Origin of the sequence: Grimontia kaedaensis (genome assembly GCF_023746615.1) — a bacterium.
GTDB classification, from domain to species: domain Bacteria; phylum Pseudomonadota; class Gammaproteobacteria; order Enterobacterales; family Vibrionaceae; genus Enterovibrio; species Enterovibrio kaedaensis.
This window is the reverse complement of the sequence record NZ_CP082275.1, coordinates 1,019,377-1,039,112: the sequence shown is the minus strand read 5'-3', so window position 1 is coordinate 1,039,112 and position 19,736 is coordinate 1,019,377. Positions and strand designations below refer to the sequence as shown.

Genomic DNA, 19,736 nt, shown 5'->3' with positions numbered 1-19,736 from the left:
GTTTAATTCCTTAGCTTTCTAGTTCTTAATTCAGGGTAAGAGCGTCTTCAATCAACGCTTTTTGTTGTTTTAAGTGCACCGACATATAGCCTACTGCCGGAGATGCAGAAGCCGCACGGCCTGCATAGCTCAGGGTGGCGTCAGCCGGAATCGCCAAGCGGAAATTGTGCTGGCTGCTATACCAAGCGCCTTGGTTCTGTGGCTCTTCCTGGCACCAGACAAAGTCTTTGGCGTTAACATATTCGCTGATCGCAGCCTGTACGTCCTCTTTCGGGAACGGATAGATCTGCTCAATACGAATGATGGCGACATCTTTAATTTCTTCTTTGCGACGTGCTTCCAGCAAGTCAAAGTAGACCTTACCTGAACACATCACGACGCGTTTGACCGCTTTTGGATCCAGCTCGTCAATCTCGCCAATTGCCGGTTGGAAGTTACCGTCTGCCAGCTCATCCAGTGTTGAGGTACACAATGGATGACGGAGCAATGATTTAGGCGACATCACTATCAGAGGGCGACGCATTGGGCGGAACACTTGACGACGCAGCATGTGGTAAACCTGTGCTGGCGTTGAAGGAACGATAACTTGCATGTTTTGCTCTGCGCAAAGTTGCAAATAACGCTCAAGGCGCGCAGAAGAGTGCTCTGGGCCCTGACCTTCATAGCCATGTGGTAGCAGCATGGTCAAGCCACACATACGACCCCACTTCTGTTCACCCGAACTAATGAACTGGTCGATCACAACCTGAGCACCGTTTGCGAAGTCGCCGAACTGAGCTTCCCAAACTGTCAGACCACCCGGTTCTGCCGTTGCATAACCATATTCAAAGGCCAGTACCGCTTCTTCTGACAACACAGAGTCAAAGACCTGGAATGGGCCTTGTTTGTCGTGAATGTTAGTCAGGGGAATATAGGTACTTGCATCGTTTTGGTTGTGCAGCACAGCATGACGGTGGAAGAAGGTACCACGCCCGGAGTCCTGACCTGTGATACGGATGCGACGGCTCTCATCGACAATTGTTGCATAAGCCAGTGTTTCAGCCATGCCCCAATCCAGCGCTTTATCACCGTTAGTCATCGCGAGGCGATCGTTGTAAAGCTTGTTAACACGGCTGTGAAGCTTGTGGCTCTCTGGGTAAGTACAAATACGTTTAGCAAGCTCAACTAAGCGCTGCTTATCAAATGTATTTGGCCATTCAACGGTCCAGTCGTGACCTAGGTATGGAGACCAGTCAACAGAGTGAAGCGCCATTGGGCGATATTCTTTCACCACGATTTCGCCGTGATCCAGCGCGTCACGATAACCATTCACCAACTCAGTGGCTTTCTCGACATCGGCAACGCCTTTGTCTGCCAGCACATCAGCATACAATTTACGTGGTGTCGGATGTTTTTTGATCTTCTGATACATCAGCGGCTGAGTCGCATTCGGCTCATCCGCTTCGTTGTGACCGTGTCGGCGGTAACACACAAGATCAATCACAACATCACGCTTGAATTCATTTCGGTAATCAATTGCCAAACGCGCTACAAATGCCACCGCTTCCGGGTCATCTGCATTTACGTGGAAAATTGGCGCCTGAACCATCTTTGCGATGTCGGTACAGTACTGTGTGGAACGGGTATCGTTCGGGTTTGAAGTGGTGAAGCCCACTTGGTTATTGACCACGATACGAATGGTGCCGCCGACTTTATAGCCGCGCGCCTGAGACATGTTGAATGTCTCTTGCACCACACCCTGACCTGCAATAGCAGAGTCACCATGAATAGTGATCGGCAATACCATTGAGCCATTCTTGTCACCAAGACGATCTTGACGGGCACGCACGGACCCCATCACTACAGGGTTTACGATTTCAAGGTGTGACGGGTTAAATGCCAGCACCAAGTGAACATCGCCGCCCGGTGTTGCGAAATCGCTAGAGAAACCTTGGTGATACTTCACATCACCTGTACCCCATGATTCACCATGTTTACCCGCAAACTCGTCAAACAGCTCTGAAGGTTTTTTACCCAGAACGTTGACCAGCATGTTCAAGCGACCACGGTGCGCCATGCCAACAACCACTTCACGCACACCTTGTGTGCCTGAGTGGCGAATGACTTCTTTCACCATTGGGATCAGCGCATCACCGCCTTCCAGCGAGAAACGCTTTGCGCCTGGGAACTTTGCACCGAGATAACGCTCGAGACCTTCCGCTGCAGTCAGCTCTTCCAGCAAAGTTACTTTCTCATCGCTGGAAAATTCTGGTTGACCAACCACAGATTCAAGACGTTGCTGAATCCAGCGCTTCTCTTCTGTGTTGGTGATGTGCATATATTCGGCACCAATAGAACCACAGTAGGTCTTGGTCAGTGCTTCATAGAGGTCGGCAAGTTTCATGCTCTCTTGCCCAATGGCAAAAGAACCTACGTTAAACGACTCTTGGAAATCGTCTTCATTCAGACTATGAAAAGATGGGTCTAAGTCAGGCACGCGGTCGCGCTGCCAAAGACCGAGAGGGTCCAGATTTGCTTGTTGGTGTCCACGGAAACGGTAGGCGTTAATAAGTTGGAGAACTTTGACCTGTTTCGCGTCGACGTCCGGATCACTGACTGATGCACTGAAATGCGCTGTCTCGGTAGCAAGTCTGCGGAAATATTCACGAACTCTTGAGTGGGGTTGCTCGGTTGCGTTGCCATTCACGACAGGCAGCTCATCAAAAACTGCTCGCCATTCGCTATCTACAGACTCGGGGTCACTGAGGTACAGTTCGTAGAGGTCTTCTACGTAAGTTGCATTGGCGCCAGCCAAATGAGAAGACTCAAACCAAGCCTTCATCACGCCATTTTGCATTGTTATCCCTTAACCACTTAGTTTTTATGTTGCTACGACCGGGGGTTAACCGGCGTTCCTTTTAAGCTCCCCCGAAAGGGAGCCTAAATCTTGATATATGTAGGTGTACAGAGGCCGATATTACACTGCGCGCTTAAGCAGCATTGAACGAATATGGCCGATTGCTTTCGTAGGATTTAGTCCTTTGGGACAAACATTTACACAGTTCATGATGCTATGGCAACGGAAAACGCTAAAAGCGTCGTCCAGATCTGATAAACGCTCATCTGTCGCTGTGTCGCGGCTGTCAATCAGCCAACGATATGCCGCGAGAAGGCCTGCAGGGCCTACGAATTTATCAGGGTTCCACCAGAACGATGGGCACGAGGTGGTACAACATGCACACATGATGCACTCATAGAGACCATCAAGATGAGCACGGTCGTCAGGCGACTGAAGATTTTCACGCGATGGCGGTGTGCTGTCATTAATCAGATAAGGCTTAACGCGCTCATAATTCTGATAGAACTGAGTCATATCGACAATCAGGTCACGAACTACGGGCAGTCCAGGCAGTGGACGAATCACAATGCTTGATTTGTCAGTCAAGGCTGACAGCGGTGTGATACATGCCAAGCCGTTCTTACCGTTCATGTTAATACCGTCAGAACCACACACACCTTCGCGGCATGAGCGACGGAATGACAAGGTTGAATCTTGCTCTTTTAGCAAGATAAGTGCATCCAGCACCATCATGTCAGAACCATCTGGCACTTCCAAGGTGTACCCTTTCATGTGCGGCGCATCATCAACGTCCGGGTTGTAACGGTATACAGAAAAATTCAGTTTCATAATCTTCTACCTCCCTTAGTAAGTTCGCGCTTTCGGTGGAAATGCTTCACGATGTACTGGCGTCATGTTCACATCACGCTTGGACATCGCTTCTGTTTCCGGATTGTAGATGGTGTGGCACAGCCAGTTTTCATCATCACGCTCTTGGAAGTCAAAGCGTGCATGTGCACCACGGCTCTCTGTACGGTAGTTTGCAGAAACCGCAGTCGAGAAGGCAGTTTCCATCAGGTTGTCCAACTCCAGGCATTCGATGCGCTGAGTGTTAAACTCTGATGAAGTGTCATCCAAGCGCGCTTCTTTAAGGCGCTCACGAATAACTTTAAGCTCTTCCAAGCCTTTCGCCATCGCATCACCTTCACGGAATACCGAGAAGTTATTCTGCATGCATGATTGCAGGTCTTTGCGGATTTGAACTGGGTCTTCGCCTTTCTGAGTAGTGTTCCAACGATTTACTCGCGCCAGTGAGGCTTCGATGTCAGACTCAGACGCATCGCGTGCTTCCACTTGTGCAGCCAAGGTTTCACCCAAGTGCAGGCCAGTTGCGCGACCAAATACAACGAGGTCAAGCAGCGAGTTACCACCCAGACGGTTTGCACCATGGACAGATACACTCGCAATCTCACCACAAGCAAACAGGCCTTGAACTTCAACATCGTTGCCGCTCGCGTCCTGCTTGATAGCCTGACCGGATACTTGTGTCGGTACGCCGCCCATCATGTAGTGACAGGTCGGGATTACTGGGATTGGCTCTTTAATTGGGTCAACGTGTGCGAATGTACGGGACAACTCGAGGATCCCAGGCAGACGCGCTTCAAGAACATCTCTACCCAAGTGGTCCAGTTTCAGTTTGATATGAGGACCCCAAGGGCCCTCACAACCGCGCCCTTCACGAATCTCTACCATCATTGAGCGTGCAACAACGTCACGACCCGCAAGGTCTTTCGCGTTTGGTGCATAACGCTCCATGAAGCGCTCGCCGTCTTTGTTAAGGAGGTAACCGCCCTCACCACGACAGCCTTCTGTTACAAGTACGCCTGCACCAGCAATACCGGTTGGGTGGAACTGCCACATTTCCATGTCTTGCATTGGTACACCGGCACGCAGTGCCATACCTACGCCGTCACCGGTGTTGATGTGGGCATTTGTCGTTGACTGATAAATACGACCTGCACCGCCTGTCGCCAGAACAGTCGCTTTCGCTTTGAAGTAGCAAATTTCACCGGTTTCCATGTCCATCGCAGTTGCACCAACAACCGCGCCGTCTTGGTTTTTCACCAGATCCAATGCATACCACTCCGAAAAGATAGTGGTCTTGTTCTTAATATTTTGTTGGTACAGCGTGTGAAGCAGTGCGTGACCGGTACGGTCAGCTGCAGCTGCAGTACGAGCTGCCTGCTCGCCACCAAACGCTTTCGACTGTCCGCCGAATGGACGTTGATAAATACGGCCATTGTCGAAACGGGAAAATGGTAGACCCATTTTTTCCAGTTCGATGATTGATTGTGGACCGGTTTTACACATGTACTCGATCGCGTCTTGGTCACCAATATAGTCGGAGCCTTTGACCGTGTCGTACATGTGCCATTCCCAGTTATCTTCGTGGGAATTACCAAGTGCTACCGTAATACCACCCTGAGCAGAAACGGTATGAGACCGGGTTGGAAATACTTTAGACAGCAGAGCACAAGACAGGCCCTGCTCAGAAATTTGCAGTGCCGCGCGCATACCTGCACCACCTGCACCAATAACTATTGCGTCGAATTCTCTTACTAGAATACTCACTTACACACCCCACAATACAAAAAAGCCAGTCAACAGGTAGACGAACAGCAGCGCGACAATGCCAAACTGCATAAACATACGCAGCACAGTCGGCTTGATGTAGTCAGTCAATACCTGCCACATACCTATCCAAGCGTGGATAAGTACGCATACCAGCGCCAACATGGTGAAAACTTTATTGCTTGTTTGTCCCCAGAACTCGATCCAGCTCTGATATGTCAATTCGGGACCAAACGCAAAGAAACCCACCATATACAGGGTGTAAAGCGTCATGATAATGGCAGTCGCACGGATCAAGATCCAGTCATGAACCCCGTTTCTGCCGAAAGAAGATACGTGTCCTACCATACTAAAATCCCCGCTAAAACAGACATTACTGCAGTGATAATGAAACCGATTTTCGCACTCTGCGAACCACTTTCCATCTCTTCAAAATGGCCCATGTCCATCAACAAATGACGGATACCGCCAACAATGTGATAGGCAAGTGCAGTCAGGATGCCCCATAAGACAAACTTGGCGAAGAAACTGTTTACGATGTCAGAGGCGGCTTCGAAACCACTAGGGGATGATAGGGAGAGGCTTAATAGCCAGAGAAGGATGGCGACCGAAATGAAGGTGATAACACCCGACACACGGTGCGCAATAGACGCGATCGCTGTGATAGGGAAGCGAATCGTCTGGAGGTCGAGGTTTACCGGTCTTGGCTTTCTTACTTTCACGATATGGCCCACTCAGCTCCATTGAGCAAATTATTGTTATTACACTCTCTGGAATCACATCTCGCTATTGCGCCAGACCTACAACATCATTTATTACGTTTTCACGCGCCACTGCTATTAACTGCAGTTCAAGCACTGAAATCCGCATTGAAAATATCGATTTGAGCCCCGAAACGCCCCGGCTTTATGTAATATCCAGAGACCTGCCGCAGAGTATATGCCCCGTAACATTTAAACACAAACCAATAAAATTGACGGAAATCCCGAAACAGAGCATTAACTTAAAGCGTACAGATTTTTGATACTTGCGCACACCCGACAAAGTTCACTTCTGCAAATTGACATCCAATGAGACGATCGGTACAACAACGGGGTCCGTATCCGGGATAGGATTATAAAAAAACAAAGGAGAATGTTATGGCAGATAAGAAAGCTACCCTACAAATTGAAGGGAAAGCACCTATCGAACTGCCGATCAAAGGGGGCACAGTCGGTCCAGAAGTGATCGATGTACGTGCATTGGGTGCGAACGGCTTTTTTACGTTTGACCCAGGTTTCGTTGCAACAGCGTCGTGTGAGTCACAAATTACATATATTGATGGCGCAGCTGGCGTTCTGTTGCACCGTGGCTACCCAATTGATCAATTAGCCAATAACGCTGACTATTTGGAAGTTTGTTACATCCTACTATATGGTGAAGCCCCAAGCCCTAAACAATACGAAGAGTTCCGTCGTATCGTAACTCGCCACACCATGGTTCACGAGCAAATTGCGAGTTTCTTCCATGGTTTCCGTCGTGACGCCCACCCAATGGCCGTTATGGTAGGTGTGGTTGGCGCACTGGCTGCGTTCTACCACGACTCTTTGGACATCAACAACGACACGCACCGCGAAATCACTGCGTTCCGTCTTCTGTCGAAGATGCCTACGTTGGCGGCGATGTGTTACAAGTACTCGATCGGACAACCGTTCATCTATCCACGTAACGATCTGGATTACGCTGAAAACTTCCTGCATATGATGTTTGCAACACCAGCAGAAGAGTATGAAGTGAACCCTGTTGTTGCGCGTGCAATGGACAAAATCTTTACCCTTCACGCAGACCACGAGCAAAATGCTTCTACGTCTACTGTTCGTTTGGCTGGTTCTTCCGGTGCAAACCCATTTGCATGTATTGCAGCGGGTATTGCTTCACTGTGGGGTCCTGCTCACGGCGGTGCTAACGAAGCGTGTCTGCGCATGTTGGAAGAAATCGGTTCTGTCGAGAATATTCCAGAGTATATTGAACGCGCGAAAGATAAAGATGATCCATTCCGTCTGATGGGCTTCGGTCACCGCGTTTACAAGAACTACGACCCACGTGCTACCGTAATGAACGAAGCATGTCACGAAGTTCTTGATGAGCTGAAGATCAATGACCCTCTGCTGGATGTAGCAATGGAGCTGGAAAGAATTGCACTTTCTGACCCTTACTTCATCGAGAAGAAACTCTACCCGAACGTAGACTTCTACTCAGGCATCATTCTGAAAGCAATCGGTATCCCAGTGTCGATGTTCACCGTGATTTTCGCGATGTCTCGTACCATCGGCTGGATCGCTCACTGGAATGAAATGCACAGTGACCCGCAAAACCGAATCGGTCGTCCACGTCAGCTTTACACTGGTTACGACAAGCGCGATTTCAAACCTCTGAAAGACCGCGAGTAACAGGCAAAAGCCAAACAAAAAAACGCCGCTTCTCGCGGCGTTTTTTTGTTTTGTAAGCGACCTCATACTGGATTGTCGATATCGATAAAGCTCACCTCGAAACCATGCTCGTTCGCCAACCACTCGCCGAGAGCCTTCACACCATAACGCTCTGTCGCGTGGTGTCCTGCACTGAAATAATGGATACCCAGCTCTCTGGCTGAATACGTCGTACGCTCAGAAATTTCACCCGAAACAAAAGCATCCATACCTTTACTTGCTGCCAGGTCGATAAAGTCCTGACCACCACCTGTGCACCAACCTACTGTCTTTATAGACTTGGCAACACCGCTTTCAATATGCAGTGGTTCGCGATTTAATTTCATTCCCAGTAATTCGCTAAACTCCTTCGCAGACAGTGCATTCGGTAATTCTCCCCAAACAGCAACCGAATTTAGATTGCCATCTTCTAAACCACCGCGTTGTTCGATACCCAGCAGTTTTGCAAGTTGTGCGTTGTTACCCACCTCAGGATGCACATCCAGTGGTAAATGGTAGGCATAGAGGTTAATTCCATTCTCAATCAACGCTTTGATACGCTTAAACTTCATGCCTTTGAGTGGCTCAGACTCTCCTCGCCAAAAGTAACCATGGTGAACCAGCAGCGCGTCTGCACCCTGCTCAATCGCGGTATCTATTAGCGCCTGTGAAGCAGTGACGCCGGTGACGATTTTCTTCACCTCAGCATTCCCTTCTACCTGCATACCATTTGGGCAGTAATCTTTAATCGCGAAAGGCTTTAGAAAGTCGTTGAGGAGCGATTCGAGTTGGTAATTGTTCATGTTCTTCCTGAATCTCAATGTCTGTTACACATATTCTAACCACCATGACGATGCAGGTGAACCTCGTTTGCTATATGCTCTCGGTACAGTTATCAAGGAAGGTCATTCATGTTCGCAGACAGTGTTCAAGTTCAACGGGATATTGCTTGGATTCAGCAGTCAACAGACATTATCGTTCAAGACCCCGCAAGCGTCGTCCCTCCAACATTCTGGTCTTCTATTTCATTCCAGCAATTCCCAGCCTATGAGGGAAGTCAACGGATTGGTTTCTACTACCAATGGCTGATCAAACAATGTTTGCACCACAATGGTACTTACCGACTGGTTGCCGAAGAATTACAGGTAGAGAGAGATAAACGCACACTCGGTGCCCTTGATTTTGTCGTTGCAAGCCCTAACGGAGAGTTGGAGCACTGGGAAGTTGCCATCAAGTTTTATCTGGCGTTTGACGGAGAATGGCGAGGCCCGAATGCCAAAGATACATTGGCGAAGAAACACAAAAAGATGGCCGACCAACAGTTGATGCTTACCGATACCGAAGAATACAAAGCGCAGTTTTCCCAATACCCGATAGCCAAACGCAGACTGCTCGTTCAGGGCAGACTTTACACCAATCCTTTCTTACCTCTCAGTGATTTGCCTTCGCCTCCAGATGTGCAAGAGCAGAGCGTCAATGGATTTTGGTGTTGGCCTTCCCAATTGCCTATAGATGTAGAGTTTTTCGCATTGACCAGAGCGCAATGGATGGAAGCCCCATCTTTGGAAGATCTGCCTGTATATTCGCGGCCAGAAACTGTCACTAGGGCAACGCACCTTATTGACGAAAACCGTCACCGCTGGTTTGTTGTTCCAGATAATTGGCCTTCTCTTTGAGCCGCCCCCCCCCTTGTTTAGTAGATACAAAAAACCACCGCGATGCGGTGGTTTTTCAATTTTCACTTCGCTGAGGAGTATTAAAGCCCTGCCGCCTTAAACACATCGCTCACGATGCTTTGTGCTTCTTTCTGGATCAGCGCAAGGTGTTCTTCGCCTTTAAAGCTCTCACAGTAAATTTTGTAAATATCTTCTGTGCCGGATGGGCGCGCAGCAAACCAACCAAACTCGGTGGTCACTTTCAGACCACCAATTGCCTGGCCATTGCCTGGCGCGTGAGTCAGTCTCGCTGTGATGGCATCACCAGCCATTGTTTCGGCGGTGACCATTTCCGCAGAGAGTTTACTCAACACCGCTTTTTGCTCACCATTTGCCGGTGCTTGCAGGCGAGCATAGCTAGAAGCACCAAACTTCTCAGCAAGCTCATCGTAGTACTGCTGTGGGTTTTTACCTGTAACAGCGGTGATCTCCGCTGCCAGAAGACAAAGCAGAATACCGTCTTTATCTGTTGCCCAGGCTGTACCGTCCATGCGAAGGAAAGACGCCCCTGCACTTTCTTCGCCGCCAAAGCCAATTTCCCCCGTGTAAAGGCCATCAACAAACCATTTGAAGCCTACAGGTACTTCGCACAATGTGCGGCCGAGATTAGCAACCACTTTGTCGATAATTGCGCTCGATACCAGTGTTTTACCTACACCGACTTCTGCGCCCCACTGTGGACGATGCTGGTAAAGGTAATCGATACACACAGCGAGGTAGTGGTTCGGATTCATCAGACCTGCTGGCGTGACAATACCATGGCGGTCAAAATCAGGGTCGTTACCGAATGCCAGATCATACTGGTCTTTGTAGGCAAGAAGACCAGCCATTGCGGACGGTGATGAGCAATCCATGCGGATCACGCCATCTTTATCAAGCGACATAAAACGGAACGACGGATCCACATCGTCGTTAACCAGTGTGATATCCAAATCAAAGTGCTTGGCGATCGCTTTCCAGTAATCAATACCCGAGCCACCTAATGGATCAACACCGATACGAAGACCCGCTTTTTTGATGGCATCCATATCAACCACAGAAGCTAAATCCAGCACATACGGCATCACCAGATCCGCTTCAACAAACAGATCGCTCGCCACCGCTTCAGCAAACTTCATACGGCGAACACCCGCTAAGCCTTCAGCAATCAGCGCATTGGCTCTCTGCTCAATAGCTTTAGTGAGATCACCTTCCGCGGGACCACCATGTGTCGGATTGTATTTGATGCCACCATCTTGAGGTGGATTGTGCGAAGGCGTAATCACAATGCCATCCGCTTTATCGTCGTTTTGCTGATTGTGCGTCAGGATCACGTGAGAGATGCCTGGTGTCGGTGTATAGCCACCCTCTTTCTGTGCAATCACAGTCACGCCATTTGCCACCAGCACTTCTACAACGGAACAGAACGCTGGCTCTGACAGCGCATGGGTGTCTTTACCCACAAATAGTGGACCAGTTACACCTTTCTCTGCTCGCACTTCTGCTACTGCCTGAGCAATAGATAAAATGTGGTGCTGGTTAAAAGTCACTTTGTCCGAGCAACCACGGTGACCAGAGGTACCGAACTCTACTTTGTGGGCGGGATTCGCCGCATCTGGTGTCAGTTGGAAATAGTTCGACACTAGCATCGGAATATTATGGAGATCTTGTTGCTGGGCTCGCTGTCCAGCGCGTTCATGGCTAGCCATTACTCGCATCCTTACAAAAAATTCTGACATTAACCTGTTGAGAAGCAGCAGAACCTCTGCACTAAACGCCCAACAGGCCTAGATATAGTGAGAGGCCCGTCAATGACAAGGCCTCTTCATTCGTTATGTTTATTCGACACCAAACTCTGCGGGGTTAAATCTCGCCCACCACTTTCTCGGTGATGTCGTTGGTGAAGCTCATCTTGGTCATCAGCTGCTCAACCATCTGGCGTTTACGTCCAGTATTGGTATTGGTGATTACCCAAAATGGCGTTTCCGGAATGTGCTTCGGTTTGGTCGTCTTGCCGCTTTCCAGCAGCGTCTGCTCGTTATCAGCAAAATAAACGCGCGTACGCCCTTTTAGCGCTGTCGCTTCAGCAAACGCGTGATTATCAATACGGTACAGTGTCGAAAGTACCAGCATAAATCGGCCAATCGCTTTCTCTTGCGCCGCGAATTCATCGGAGATCAACAGGGAGCGCATTTCTTTTACACGATCAACGGTATCGCTTTTGCCCGCGTCTTTACTGACGACAATGCCCTTTTTCTCTGGGCTCGGAGTCAACGTCGCAACGGGTTGTTGCTCCACCTGCGGTGCCATCAGCAGCCTGCGCAGAATGTCCGATGCACTTTCACCAATGTGCTGGGTCTGGCTGGCAATGTACCGGTATAGCTCTTCATCAACCTCAATTGTCTTCATCGTTTGATCATCGTGTCCTGTTTACAATTCAACACTGTGATTATACAGGGTTAGGGGTACCCGAGCCACCTCAAGATGCTGGTTTCAGTGAGAATAACTCTCTTCGTGATCGAGGTAAGGTTTTGAGTCGCGTTCAGGATCGCTATACTACGCCCACGCATGAATTTAACAGGAAAACCGCTGTGCAATTGAACTTCAAGATCCAAGGCGAAGGAAGCCCTCTCCTGTTGATCCACGGACTGTTTGGCAGCCTGGACAATCTTGGCGGACTGGCAAAGGTACTGGCTGACCACTATCAGGTCTATCAAATTGACTTACCAAACCACGGCCAGTCTCCACGCTCCAAAAACGTTGATTACGTATCCCAAGCCACTGCAGTGAAAGATTTTTTAGACCAGCAGAAACTGGATAAAGTCTCTGTTGTCGGGCACTCAATGGGCGGAAAAGTCGCCATGATGTTAGCGCAGCTACACCCTGCTTACCTCGAAGATCTGGTGGTTATGGACATTGCCCCTGTTAACTACCAAAGACGCCGACACGATGCGGTATTGGCAGGTTTGAATGCCTCAATGGCGCAGCCCATCTTGAGTAGAAAAGAAGCGGAAGCAAAACTTGCAGAACACATTATAGAACCGGGCGTACGACAGTTTCTTTTGAAATCTCTGGCCAAACAAGAAGATGGCACCTTTGACTGGCGTTTCAATGTGCCAACACTTGAATTGCATTATGAAGACATTACTGGCTGGCCTGAACAAGGCATATTCGAGGGAGAAACGCTGTTTTTGAAAGGTGCTAACTCAGATTACATTTCTGGTGAACACCGTGCCGATATTGAGCGTCAGTTCCCACACGCAAAAGCACATGTGATTGCGAACACGGGCCATTGGTTACATGCCGAAAAACCGGATACCGTGGCACGTGTGATCACTCGCTTTTTAACAAACTCAGAGCGTTAACAGAGCGCTCTCACTTATGCTATAGTGCGCGGCGAAAATGGGTTCCCAACGGAGGCAGGAATGCTATACGAGCACTTCGAATTGCTCGAGAAGATAGGCCTTGATCTGCTATTTGCAGCTATCTTCTTTTTTATTGGTATGGCGATCAAGGATGTGCTCAAAGAGGGAAAAGTCCCACCATTTGGCCGAAAAATCGTGTGGCTGGTGCTTTTCCTTGGGTGCGCAGGTTTTATTACAAAGGGCGTGATCCAGCTTTTCTGGGAAGGCGTAGGCATTTAAGCCAAAGGCTAGGGCACCTTAAAAGATTCCAACGGCAAGAAGGTTTAGCCTTCTTCTACACTTTAGATTCTGGGCTGTGTATATTACGGCTCGATTAACAATAAATAGGTATTCTCTATTATGGCGAGCGTAGGTCTCTTCTTTGGTAGCGATACAGGTAACACTGAAGCTATCGCCAAGATGATTCAAAAACAACTGGGCAAGCACATGGTCCACGTTCAGGACATTGCAAAGAGCAGCAAAGAAGATATCAATAACTTCGATTTGCTTCTACTTGGCATCCCAACCTGGTACTACGGGGAAGCACAATGTGACTGGGACGATTTTTTCCCAGAGCTTGAGCAAGTAGACTTTTCAACCAAGCTGGTTGCCGTCTTTGGCTGTGGTGATCAAGAAGACTACGCTGAATACTTCTGTGACGCGATGGGTACTGTCCGCGACATCGTAGAAACCAAAGGTGGTACCATCATTGGTCACTGGCCGACGGAAGGTTACGAGTTCGAAGCGTCGAAAGCGCTGGTTGATGACAACAACTTTGTTGGTCTGTGTGTTGATGAAGACCGACAGCCGGAACTGACTTCTGCCCGAGTAGAAAAATGGGTCAAACAAGTCTACGAGGAAATGTGTCTGGCTGAGCTGGAAGGCTAATCAAGCACGACAAAAAACGCGCCATGGGCGCGTTTTTTGTATCTGTTGAAACCGCTCAAGCTGGATTTTGCTCGCGGTACTTCGGCTTTTTGCGCACGTATAGCACGCGTCTAACGCGACTGACAACTTCCCCATTGGCATCCTGCACATTCACGATAAATTCTGGAAAGACCTTATCTCCGTTCGCCGTCGCTTGATGAATAGACGCTATGGTTTCCTCGGAAATCACAAATTCCGCGAACAGGTCTGTCGTTCCAGGCTTAATGAAATTGATGTCGGCCTCCTTGTCCCAAACGAAATACTTCTCGCCAAGGATTCCCATCAGCATGAGAGCATAGGTGGGATCTGTCATAGAAAAAATGCTGCCGCCATATTGGGTTCGGTTGGCATTTTTATTCCACCATCGGAGTTTTAAGCGTATCTTAACGTGACGAAAATCTTCGCTGATATTCAGGATCTTAATACCCGCGCCCCAGAATGGAGGCCAACAGTTCAAGGCGAACTTCACAATGCCGGGTTTGTAGTATTTATACACAGGAATTCCTTTTCTGGTCATACCAGTCAATACTGCCAGTTTTACAATGCGACAACAAGCCGCAAAACCAACCAATTAGGTCAGATATTTACCCCTTTGTACTGGCGGCGTCTTATCACATTTGTTACGCTTACTATCAATTTTCCCGTTCTCTCACACAGGGAAAAAGCAATTACGTAGGAAAGAACCGGATGTCAGATAATAACAAGGCACTAAAAGACGCAGGCCTTAAAGTTACGTTGCCTCGCTTGAAGATCTTAGAAGTTCTGCAAGAGCCGGACTGCCAGCACATTAGCGCTGAAGATCTTTACAAAAAGCTTATCGATATCGGCGAAGAAATTGGACTTGCGACCGTATATCGCGTTCTTAACCAGTTCGACGATGCCGGTATTGTCACCCGCCATCACTTTGAAGGTGGCAAATCGGTTTTTGAACTGGCAACACAGCACCATCATGACCACTTGGTTTGTCTGGATTGCGGGCGTGTCATCGAATTTACGGATGATGTAATTGAACAGCGCCAAAAAGATATAGCAACCCAGTTCAACATCAGACTGACCAACCACAGCTTGTACCTTTACGGGCACTGCACAAAAAGTGGGTGCAAAGATGACCCAAGCATCCATGACGCTTAACTTCGCTGATTGATGGACATAAAAAAACCGGAGCTATGCTCCGGTTTTTTGTATTCATGGCAACTTAGTCACCAATTTTCGCCCATGTATCGCGAAGACCGACGGTACGGTTGAATATCAACGCACCTTCTTTGCTGTCTTTACGATCTGCGCAAAAATAACCCATACGCTCAAACTGATAGCCATGCTCAGCTTCTGCTGCTTTCAGACTTGGCTCCACGTAACCAAGAACCACAGTCAGTGACTCAGGGTTAATGGTTGATGCAAAGTCATCAGCCGCGCCAGGGTTTGGTAGCGTGAACAGACGATCATACAAACGGAACTCTGCCTCAACACCAGCATCCGCAGATACCCAGTGGATAACACCCTTCACTTTACGGCCATCTGCTGGGTCTTTACCCAAAGTTTCTGGGTCATAAGAACAGTAAACCGTCGTGATGTTGCCATCCGCATCTTTGTCACAACGCTCAGCTTTCACCACATAGGCGTTACGCAGACGCACTTCCTTACCCAAAACCAGACGTTTGTACTTCTTGTTCGCTTCTTCGCGGAAATCTTCAGCCTCAATCCAGATTTCGCGGCTGAATGCGATTTCACGTTCGCCCATTTCTGGTTTGTTCGGGTGGTTAGGTGCATTCAGCGTTTCGATTTCACCTTCTGCGTAGTTCTCGATAACCAGTTTGATTGGGTCAAGCACAGCCATCGCACGAGGTGCGTTTTCGTTCAGGTCATCACGCACACAAGACTCCAGTGAGCTCATCTCAATGGTGTTGTCTTGTTTAGTGACGCCAATACGCTTACAGAACTCACGAATTGATGCAGGCGTGTAACCGCGGCGACGCAGGCCAGAGATAGTCGGCATGCGTGGATCATCCCAACCATTAACCAGATTTTCACTGACCAGTTGGCTCAGCTTACGCTTTGACATCACTGTGTATTCCAGATTCAGACGGCTGAACTCGTACTGACGTGGCTGACATTCAATCGTAATGTTTTCCAGAACCCAGTCGTACAGACGGCGGTTATCCTGGAATTCCAGCGTACACAGTGAGTGAGTAATGCCTTCAATCGCATCTGAAATACAGTGTGTGAAGTCGTACATTGGATATATGCACCACTTATCACCGGTTTGGTGATGGTGTGCAAAACGCACGCGATACAGCACTGGATCACGCATGACCATAAACGGCGAAGCCATGTCAATTTTGGCACGCAGACATGCTTTGCCTTCAGCAAATTCGCCATTCTTCATTTTTTCGAACAGCGCCAGGTTTTCTTCCACAGTGCGAGCGCGGTATGGGCTGTGTTTACCCGGTTCAGTCAGGGTGCCACGATATTCGCGGATCTCTTCAGCACTTAACTCTTCGACGTAAGCCAGGCCTTTTTCGATAAGTTCTACCGCATAACCATGCAGACGGTCGAAGTAGTCAGACGAATAACAAACTTCACCGTCCCATTGGAAGCCCAGCCAGTTCACATCGCTTTTGATAGATTCAACGAATTCGATATTTTCTTTCTCTGGGTTGGTATCGTCAAAGCGCAGGTTGCACTGACCCTGGTAATCTTGCGCGATACCAAAGTTCAGACAGATCGACTTTGCGTGACCGATATGCAGATAGCCATTCGGCTCTGGCGGGAAACGCGTGTGAACAGTGTTGTGAACACCACCTGCCAAATCTTTATCGATGATTTGACGGATAAAGTTAGTTGGACGAGCCTCAGACTCACTCATCAAAAAATACCTCGTTGGAAGATCCAGATCTTATACTCAGGCGAACTTGATATGCTGCCGATCAGCGCCTAGGTTGGATAGATTTCAAATAACGTCCAATAATCCCCGATCGTGGCTATTTACTCAACCACTACTGAACGCTCTAACGCCATTTGAACAAAAAAAAGCCCGCGAAGTGCGGGCTTTGATACTTTAAGGGGAAATTACAGAGAAACCGCGCGACCTTCGCGTTGTTTATCTGCACTCAATGCACGCACTTCTACGTTAGCATCTTTGTCAAGAGCTACGGGAGCGACGTAGTCCATCCAAGATTGACCACCATCCACAGAATATTGCATTGGCAGACCCGGCATGCTGATGTTCATGTGCAGTTTACCGTCTTGCATGATGGCACCCGGAACAGGAATACGGTAGTTGATACCTGATGCATCCAGTTTCGCCATTTCGCGCTGGCCCATCACATTCGCAAAGCGCGTCCAGTCTTGCAGTTGCGCGTCTTTGTTAACGTGAGAAGTCTCTTGGTTGAATTGCTTACCCACTTGGTAATCCAATTCCCAATCAGCTTTGTGCCATGCGCGTTCAGCTGCGGCAATCACACGAGGGAAAACCATGTATTCGTATTGCTCATCAGTACGAACGGTTTCACTCCAAAGTTGTGCAGACAGACCGTGGAAGCCTTCGTTGTGTTCAACGGTACCTTTACCATTGAATCCGTTACCATCGCGGTCCAAAGACGTTTCTGCGTTCTGAGGCAGGTTCTCTGGCGCAAACCCAAACATCTTGCGAGTGTCAGTCGCACGGGTTGCCCAATAGTAGCCTCGCTCTTTCGGGTCAACTTCGTATGGCATATCCATGTACACATAGTCCGGGTTAGAGACGATCAGATCGTACCCTTTTGCTGCCCAGTCGTATGCAGATGCATCACCGCCCCAGTAAAGTACATCCCAGAAGTTCACGCGGGTGTTTTCAGTTTTGAACGCTGAGGCATCTTTCGAGTACTTCAGGCCGTCTTGCCATGCCTGGAAGTTCTCAATGCCTTGCTCAGCAACTGCGCCACTCACTTTCTCCGCAAAGAAGCTTGGCAGGTGACCAAAGTCAGATACCACGCCTTCTTGAATCAGCTTCTGACACATTGGAGACTTAGCAAACGGCTTGTCTTGCTGGCTCAGATCAATATTACCTTTCCACGCCACCTGATCAGTCGCGTTGATATCTTGGAAGCCAGCATTCAGCTTGATGTTCTTCGCTTCGTCACCACCGAAATGCCAGGTGTTCAGAGGCATACCAGCAGCGTCATGCATCGCTTTCACTTCAGTGAGCACTTTGTTCACGAAGTTCATGGACGAATCCATACATGGATTGATGAAGCTGCGTTTGTCGTAGAACTGAACCGTAGTTACGTTAGATGTATCCTGCGGATCCATCAGACGGAATTCTTCTGCTTTTGCCAGTTCGCCCTGCTCCGCGTATTTCTTGTATCGCGCTTCCATGGAAACCACCGCCGCACGTGAGTGCGCAGGCATGTCGATTTCTGGGATCACTTCAATACCGCGTGCTTTCGCATGACGTAGAATTTCCATGTAATCCGCTTTCGAGAAGTAGCCAGAACCAAAGTTGTCAGTGCTTGGACCTGAGCCCAACTGAGGCAGAAGACATGATGTTTCACTCAGGTCGTGACAGCGGTTTGCACCTACGTCAGTTAGCTCAGGGAGGCCCGGAATTTCCAAACGCCAGCCTTCATCATCCGTCAGGTGAAGGTGTAGCTTGTTCAGCTTGTATGCCGCCATTTGATCGATAGTGCGCAGCATCGCTTCCTTAGAGTGGAAGTTACGCGCAACATCTACCATCACACCCCGGTATTCAAAGCGAGGTGCATCTTCAATCGCTACCCAAGGCAGCATCTCGTCGTCACCGTTGTCCATCAGCGCCAGCATAGATTGCAGACCGTAGAATGCACCCACACTGTCGAAGCCCAGTACTTCAACACCACCAGCATTCACTGCCAGTTTGTATGCGCCTGATACCGCTTCTTTACCTTCGAACGCTTTCGCATCAACATTTATGTTCAGCGCGATGTCACCCTCAACATTCACGCCCAGAAGCTCAGCGCGCTTTTCGAATGCCGCCAGTTGGTCAGTGTCCAATGCGTTGTTGGTTACTGCGAAGCCTGAGGCAATGTGCAGCGCGCCACGCATTTGCTTGGTTTTCAGCGGAGTTGGAATGATAGAGGCTTCAATTGCACCTTCTGCCAGTGCTGCGACATCGCTGTTTTTCGCATAACGGGATGCAGAAGTCGCCAGCACGTTGTTATCTTCCGGCGTACGCTTCCAGTTCTTGCCTTCGATCTCTGCCACGTAAGCATCGACGTTTTCTGTGTTCAGCGAAGCAATCGCTTTAGGAATAGCATTACCTGCTGTCACGTATGCACGAGGCATAAAGTCAGTTTCAAATAGCGTCCAGTATTCCTGAATAAGAGGGATCTCGATTGTTTCGCCAGCTGCAAAACCCTCGAAGGATGCCGTTGGAGTCATCACATAAAGGTCACCGGTGATGTGTTCAATCGCGAAGTCTTTGTTTTCAACATCCAGAATGACACGAATGCTGTGCAGGTAAATTTTCCAGTCATTGCCGGAAACCGCTTCACCATCATTAACAACAGTCATCAGAATCTTGTTACAAGACGCCCACTCAGCACCCATGTCCTGACACGTCATGCCTTCCTGTGCACCATGGTTTGTCTCCACGTCGTAGCTGATATTCAGCTGAGAAGCCAGTGCATCAACCTTTCCTTGTTGCGCTGCGTCTGACTGCAGAGAACTGCAACCAGCCAGACCTGTAGCAATCGCAACAGACAAAAAACCCATCTTAAATGTTTTGTTCATTGTTCATTTTCCCTACGAATAGCCTCAAAAAAGGCCCAAAAAAAGCCGACCCCGTTAGAGGCCGGCTGTA

17 protein-coding genes are annotated in these 19,736 nt (G+C 48.9%); 6 read left to right on the top strand and 11 right to left on the bottom strand.

The window, feature by feature from the left end; all coding sequences use genetic code 11:
- Positions 1 to 25: 25 nt before the first annotated feature.
- From sucA to sdhC, 5 genes are all read right to left on the bottom strand, one after another.
- Positions 26 to 2,836 (bottom strand): 2-oxoglutarate dehydrogenase E1 component, encoded by a 2,811-nt coding sequence (sucA, locus tag K6Q96_RS04965; protein WP_251878312.1) that lies wholly within the window; start codon positions 2,834 to 2,836, stop codon positions 26 to 28.
- Between the two features lie 120 nt (positions 2,837 to 2,956).
- Positions 2,957 to 3,667 carry a succinate dehydrogenase iron-sulfur subunit gene (locus K6Q96_RS04960; protein ID WP_251878310.1) on the bottom strand — a complete coding sequence of 237 codons (711 nt, stop codon included), beginning with the start codon at positions 3,665 to 3,667 and terminating at the stop codon, positions 2,957 to 2,959.
- 15 nt (positions 3,668 to 3,682) lie between these two features.
- Positions 3,683 to 5,449, bottom strand: coding sequence for a succinate dehydrogenase flavoprotein subunit (sdhA, locus tag K6Q96_RS04955; protein ID WP_251878308.1), 1,767 nt, complete (start codon positions 5,447 to 5,449; stop codon positions 3,683 to 3,685).
- On the bottom strand, positions 5,450 to 5,797 hold the full coding sequence (sdhD, locus tag K6Q96_RS04950; RefSeq protein ID WP_251878306.1) for a succinate dehydrogenase, hydrophobic membrane anchor protein: 348 nt from the start codon (positions 5,795 to 5,797) through the stop codon (positions 5,450 to 5,452). It abuts the gene before it with no gap.
- The gene (gene sdhC, locus K6Q96_RS04945) at positions 5,791 to 6,183 is read right to left on the bottom strand and encodes a succinate dehydrogenase cytochrome b556 subunit (protein ID WP_251878304.1); all 393 of its coding nucleotides are present in this window, start codon (positions 6,181 to 6,183) and stop codon (positions 5,791 to 5,793) included. Before sdhC ends, sdhD begins: the two co-directional genes overlap by 7 nt.
- 405 nt (positions 6,184 to 6,588) lie before the next feature.
- Here sdhC and K6Q96_RS04940 point away from each other — a divergent pair, with 405 nt between their 5' ends.
- On the top strand, positions 6,589 to 7,878 hold the full coding sequence (locus K6Q96_RS04940) for a citrate synthase (protein ID WP_002539570.1): 1,290 nt from the start codon (positions 6,589 to 6,591) through the stop codon (positions 7,876 to 7,878).
- A gap of 62 nt (positions 7,879 to 7,940) precedes the next feature.
- Here the strand turns inward: K6Q96_RS04940 and K6Q96_RS04935 are convergent, their stop codons facing one another.
- Positions 7,941 to 8,699 carry a Nif3-like dinuclear metal center hexameric protein gene (locus tag K6Q96_RS04935; RefSeq protein WP_251878302.1) on the bottom strand — a complete coding sequence of 253 codons (759 nt, stop codon included), beginning with the start codon at positions 8,697 to 8,699 and terminating at the stop codon, positions 7,941 to 7,943.
- A gap of 108 nt (positions 8,700 to 8,807) precedes the next feature.
- Between K6Q96_RS04935 and K6Q96_RS04930 the strand changes: the two genes are divergently transcribed.
- On the top strand, positions 8,808 to 9,572 hold the full coding sequence (locus K6Q96_RS04930) for a DUF1853 family protein (protein WP_251878300.1): 765 nt from the start codon (positions 8,808 to 8,810) through the stop codon (positions 9,570 to 9,572).
- Between the two features lie 80 nt (positions 9,573 to 9,652).
- Here the strand turns inward: K6Q96_RS04930 and pgm are convergent, their stop codons facing one another.
- Positions 9,653 to 11,299 (bottom strand): phosphoglucomutase (alpha-D-glucose-1,6-bisphosphate-dependent), encoded by a 1,647-nt coding sequence (gene pgm, locus K6Q96_RS04925; protein ID WP_251878298.1) that lies wholly within the window; start codon positions 11,297 to 11,299, stop codon positions 9,653 to 9,655.
- 154 nt (positions 11,300 to 11,453) lie between these two features.
- Positions 11,454 to 11,999, bottom strand: coding sequence for a replication initiation negative regulator SeqA (seqA, locus tag K6Q96_RS04920; RefSeq protein ID WP_251878296.1), 546 nt, complete (start codon positions 11,997 to 11,999; stop codon positions 11,454 to 11,456).
- Positions 12,000 to 12,181: 182 nt separating this feature from the next.
- Between seqA and K6Q96_RS04915 the strand changes: the two genes are divergently transcribed.
- The 3 genes from K6Q96_RS04915 to fldA all read left to right on the top strand — a co-directional run bounded on the left by K6Q96_RS04915 (position 12,182) and on the right by fldA (position 13,882).
- Positions 12,182 to 12,955: an alpha/beta fold hydrolase gene (locus tag K6Q96_RS04915; RefSeq protein WP_251878294.1), complete on the top strand. Its 774-nt coding sequence runs from the start codon at positions 12,182 to 12,184 to the stop codon at positions 12,953 to 12,955.
- A 60-nt stretch (positions 12,956 to 13,015) separates the two neighbouring features.
- Complete coding sequence (locus K6Q96_RS04910) at positions 13,016 to 13,234, top strand: DUF2788 domain-containing protein (protein ID WP_062662733.1); 219 nt, start codon at positions 13,016 to 13,018, stop codon at positions 13,232 to 13,234.
- Between the two features lie 120 nt (positions 13,235 to 13,354).
- Positions 13,355 to 13,882 (top strand): flavodoxin FldA, encoded by a 528-nt coding sequence (gene fldA / locus K6Q96_RS04905; RefSeq protein ID WP_251878292.1) that lies wholly within the window; start codon positions 13,355 to 13,357, stop codon positions 13,880 to 13,882.
- 55 nt (positions 13,883 to 13,937) lie between these two features.
- Here the strand turns inward: fldA and K6Q96_RS04900 are convergent, their stop codons facing one another.
- Positions 13,938 to 14,417, bottom strand: coding sequence for a DUF4442 domain-containing protein (locus tag K6Q96_RS04900; RefSeq protein ID WP_434802159.1), 480 nt, complete (start codon positions 14,415 to 14,417; stop codon positions 13,938 to 13,940).
- A gap of 191 nt (positions 14,418 to 14,608) precedes the next feature.
- Between K6Q96_RS04900 and fur the strand changes: the two genes are divergently transcribed.
- Positions 14,609 to 15,052: a ferric iron uptake transcriptional regulator gene (fur, locus tag K6Q96_RS04895; RefSeq protein WP_251878288.1), complete on the top strand. Its 444-nt coding sequence runs from the start codon at positions 14,609 to 14,611 to the stop codon at positions 15,050 to 15,052.
- A 64-nt stretch (positions 15,053 to 15,116) separates the two neighbouring features.
- On the opposite strand, the gene glnS is transcribed toward fur, so the two are convergent.
- Complete coding sequence (gene glnS / locus K6Q96_RS04890) at positions 15,117 to 16,784, bottom strand: glutamine--tRNA ligase (RefSeq protein WP_251878286.1); 1,668 nt, start codon at positions 16,782 to 16,784, stop codon at positions 15,117 to 15,119.
- A 203-nt stretch (positions 16,785 to 16,987) separates the two neighbouring features.
- Entirely contained in the window at positions 16,988 to 19,666 is a 2,679-nt protein-coding gene (locus K6Q96_RS04885) for a beta-N-acetylhexosaminidase (protein WP_251878284.1), read from the bottom strand.
- Positions 19,667 to 19,736: the final 70 nt, after the last annotated feature.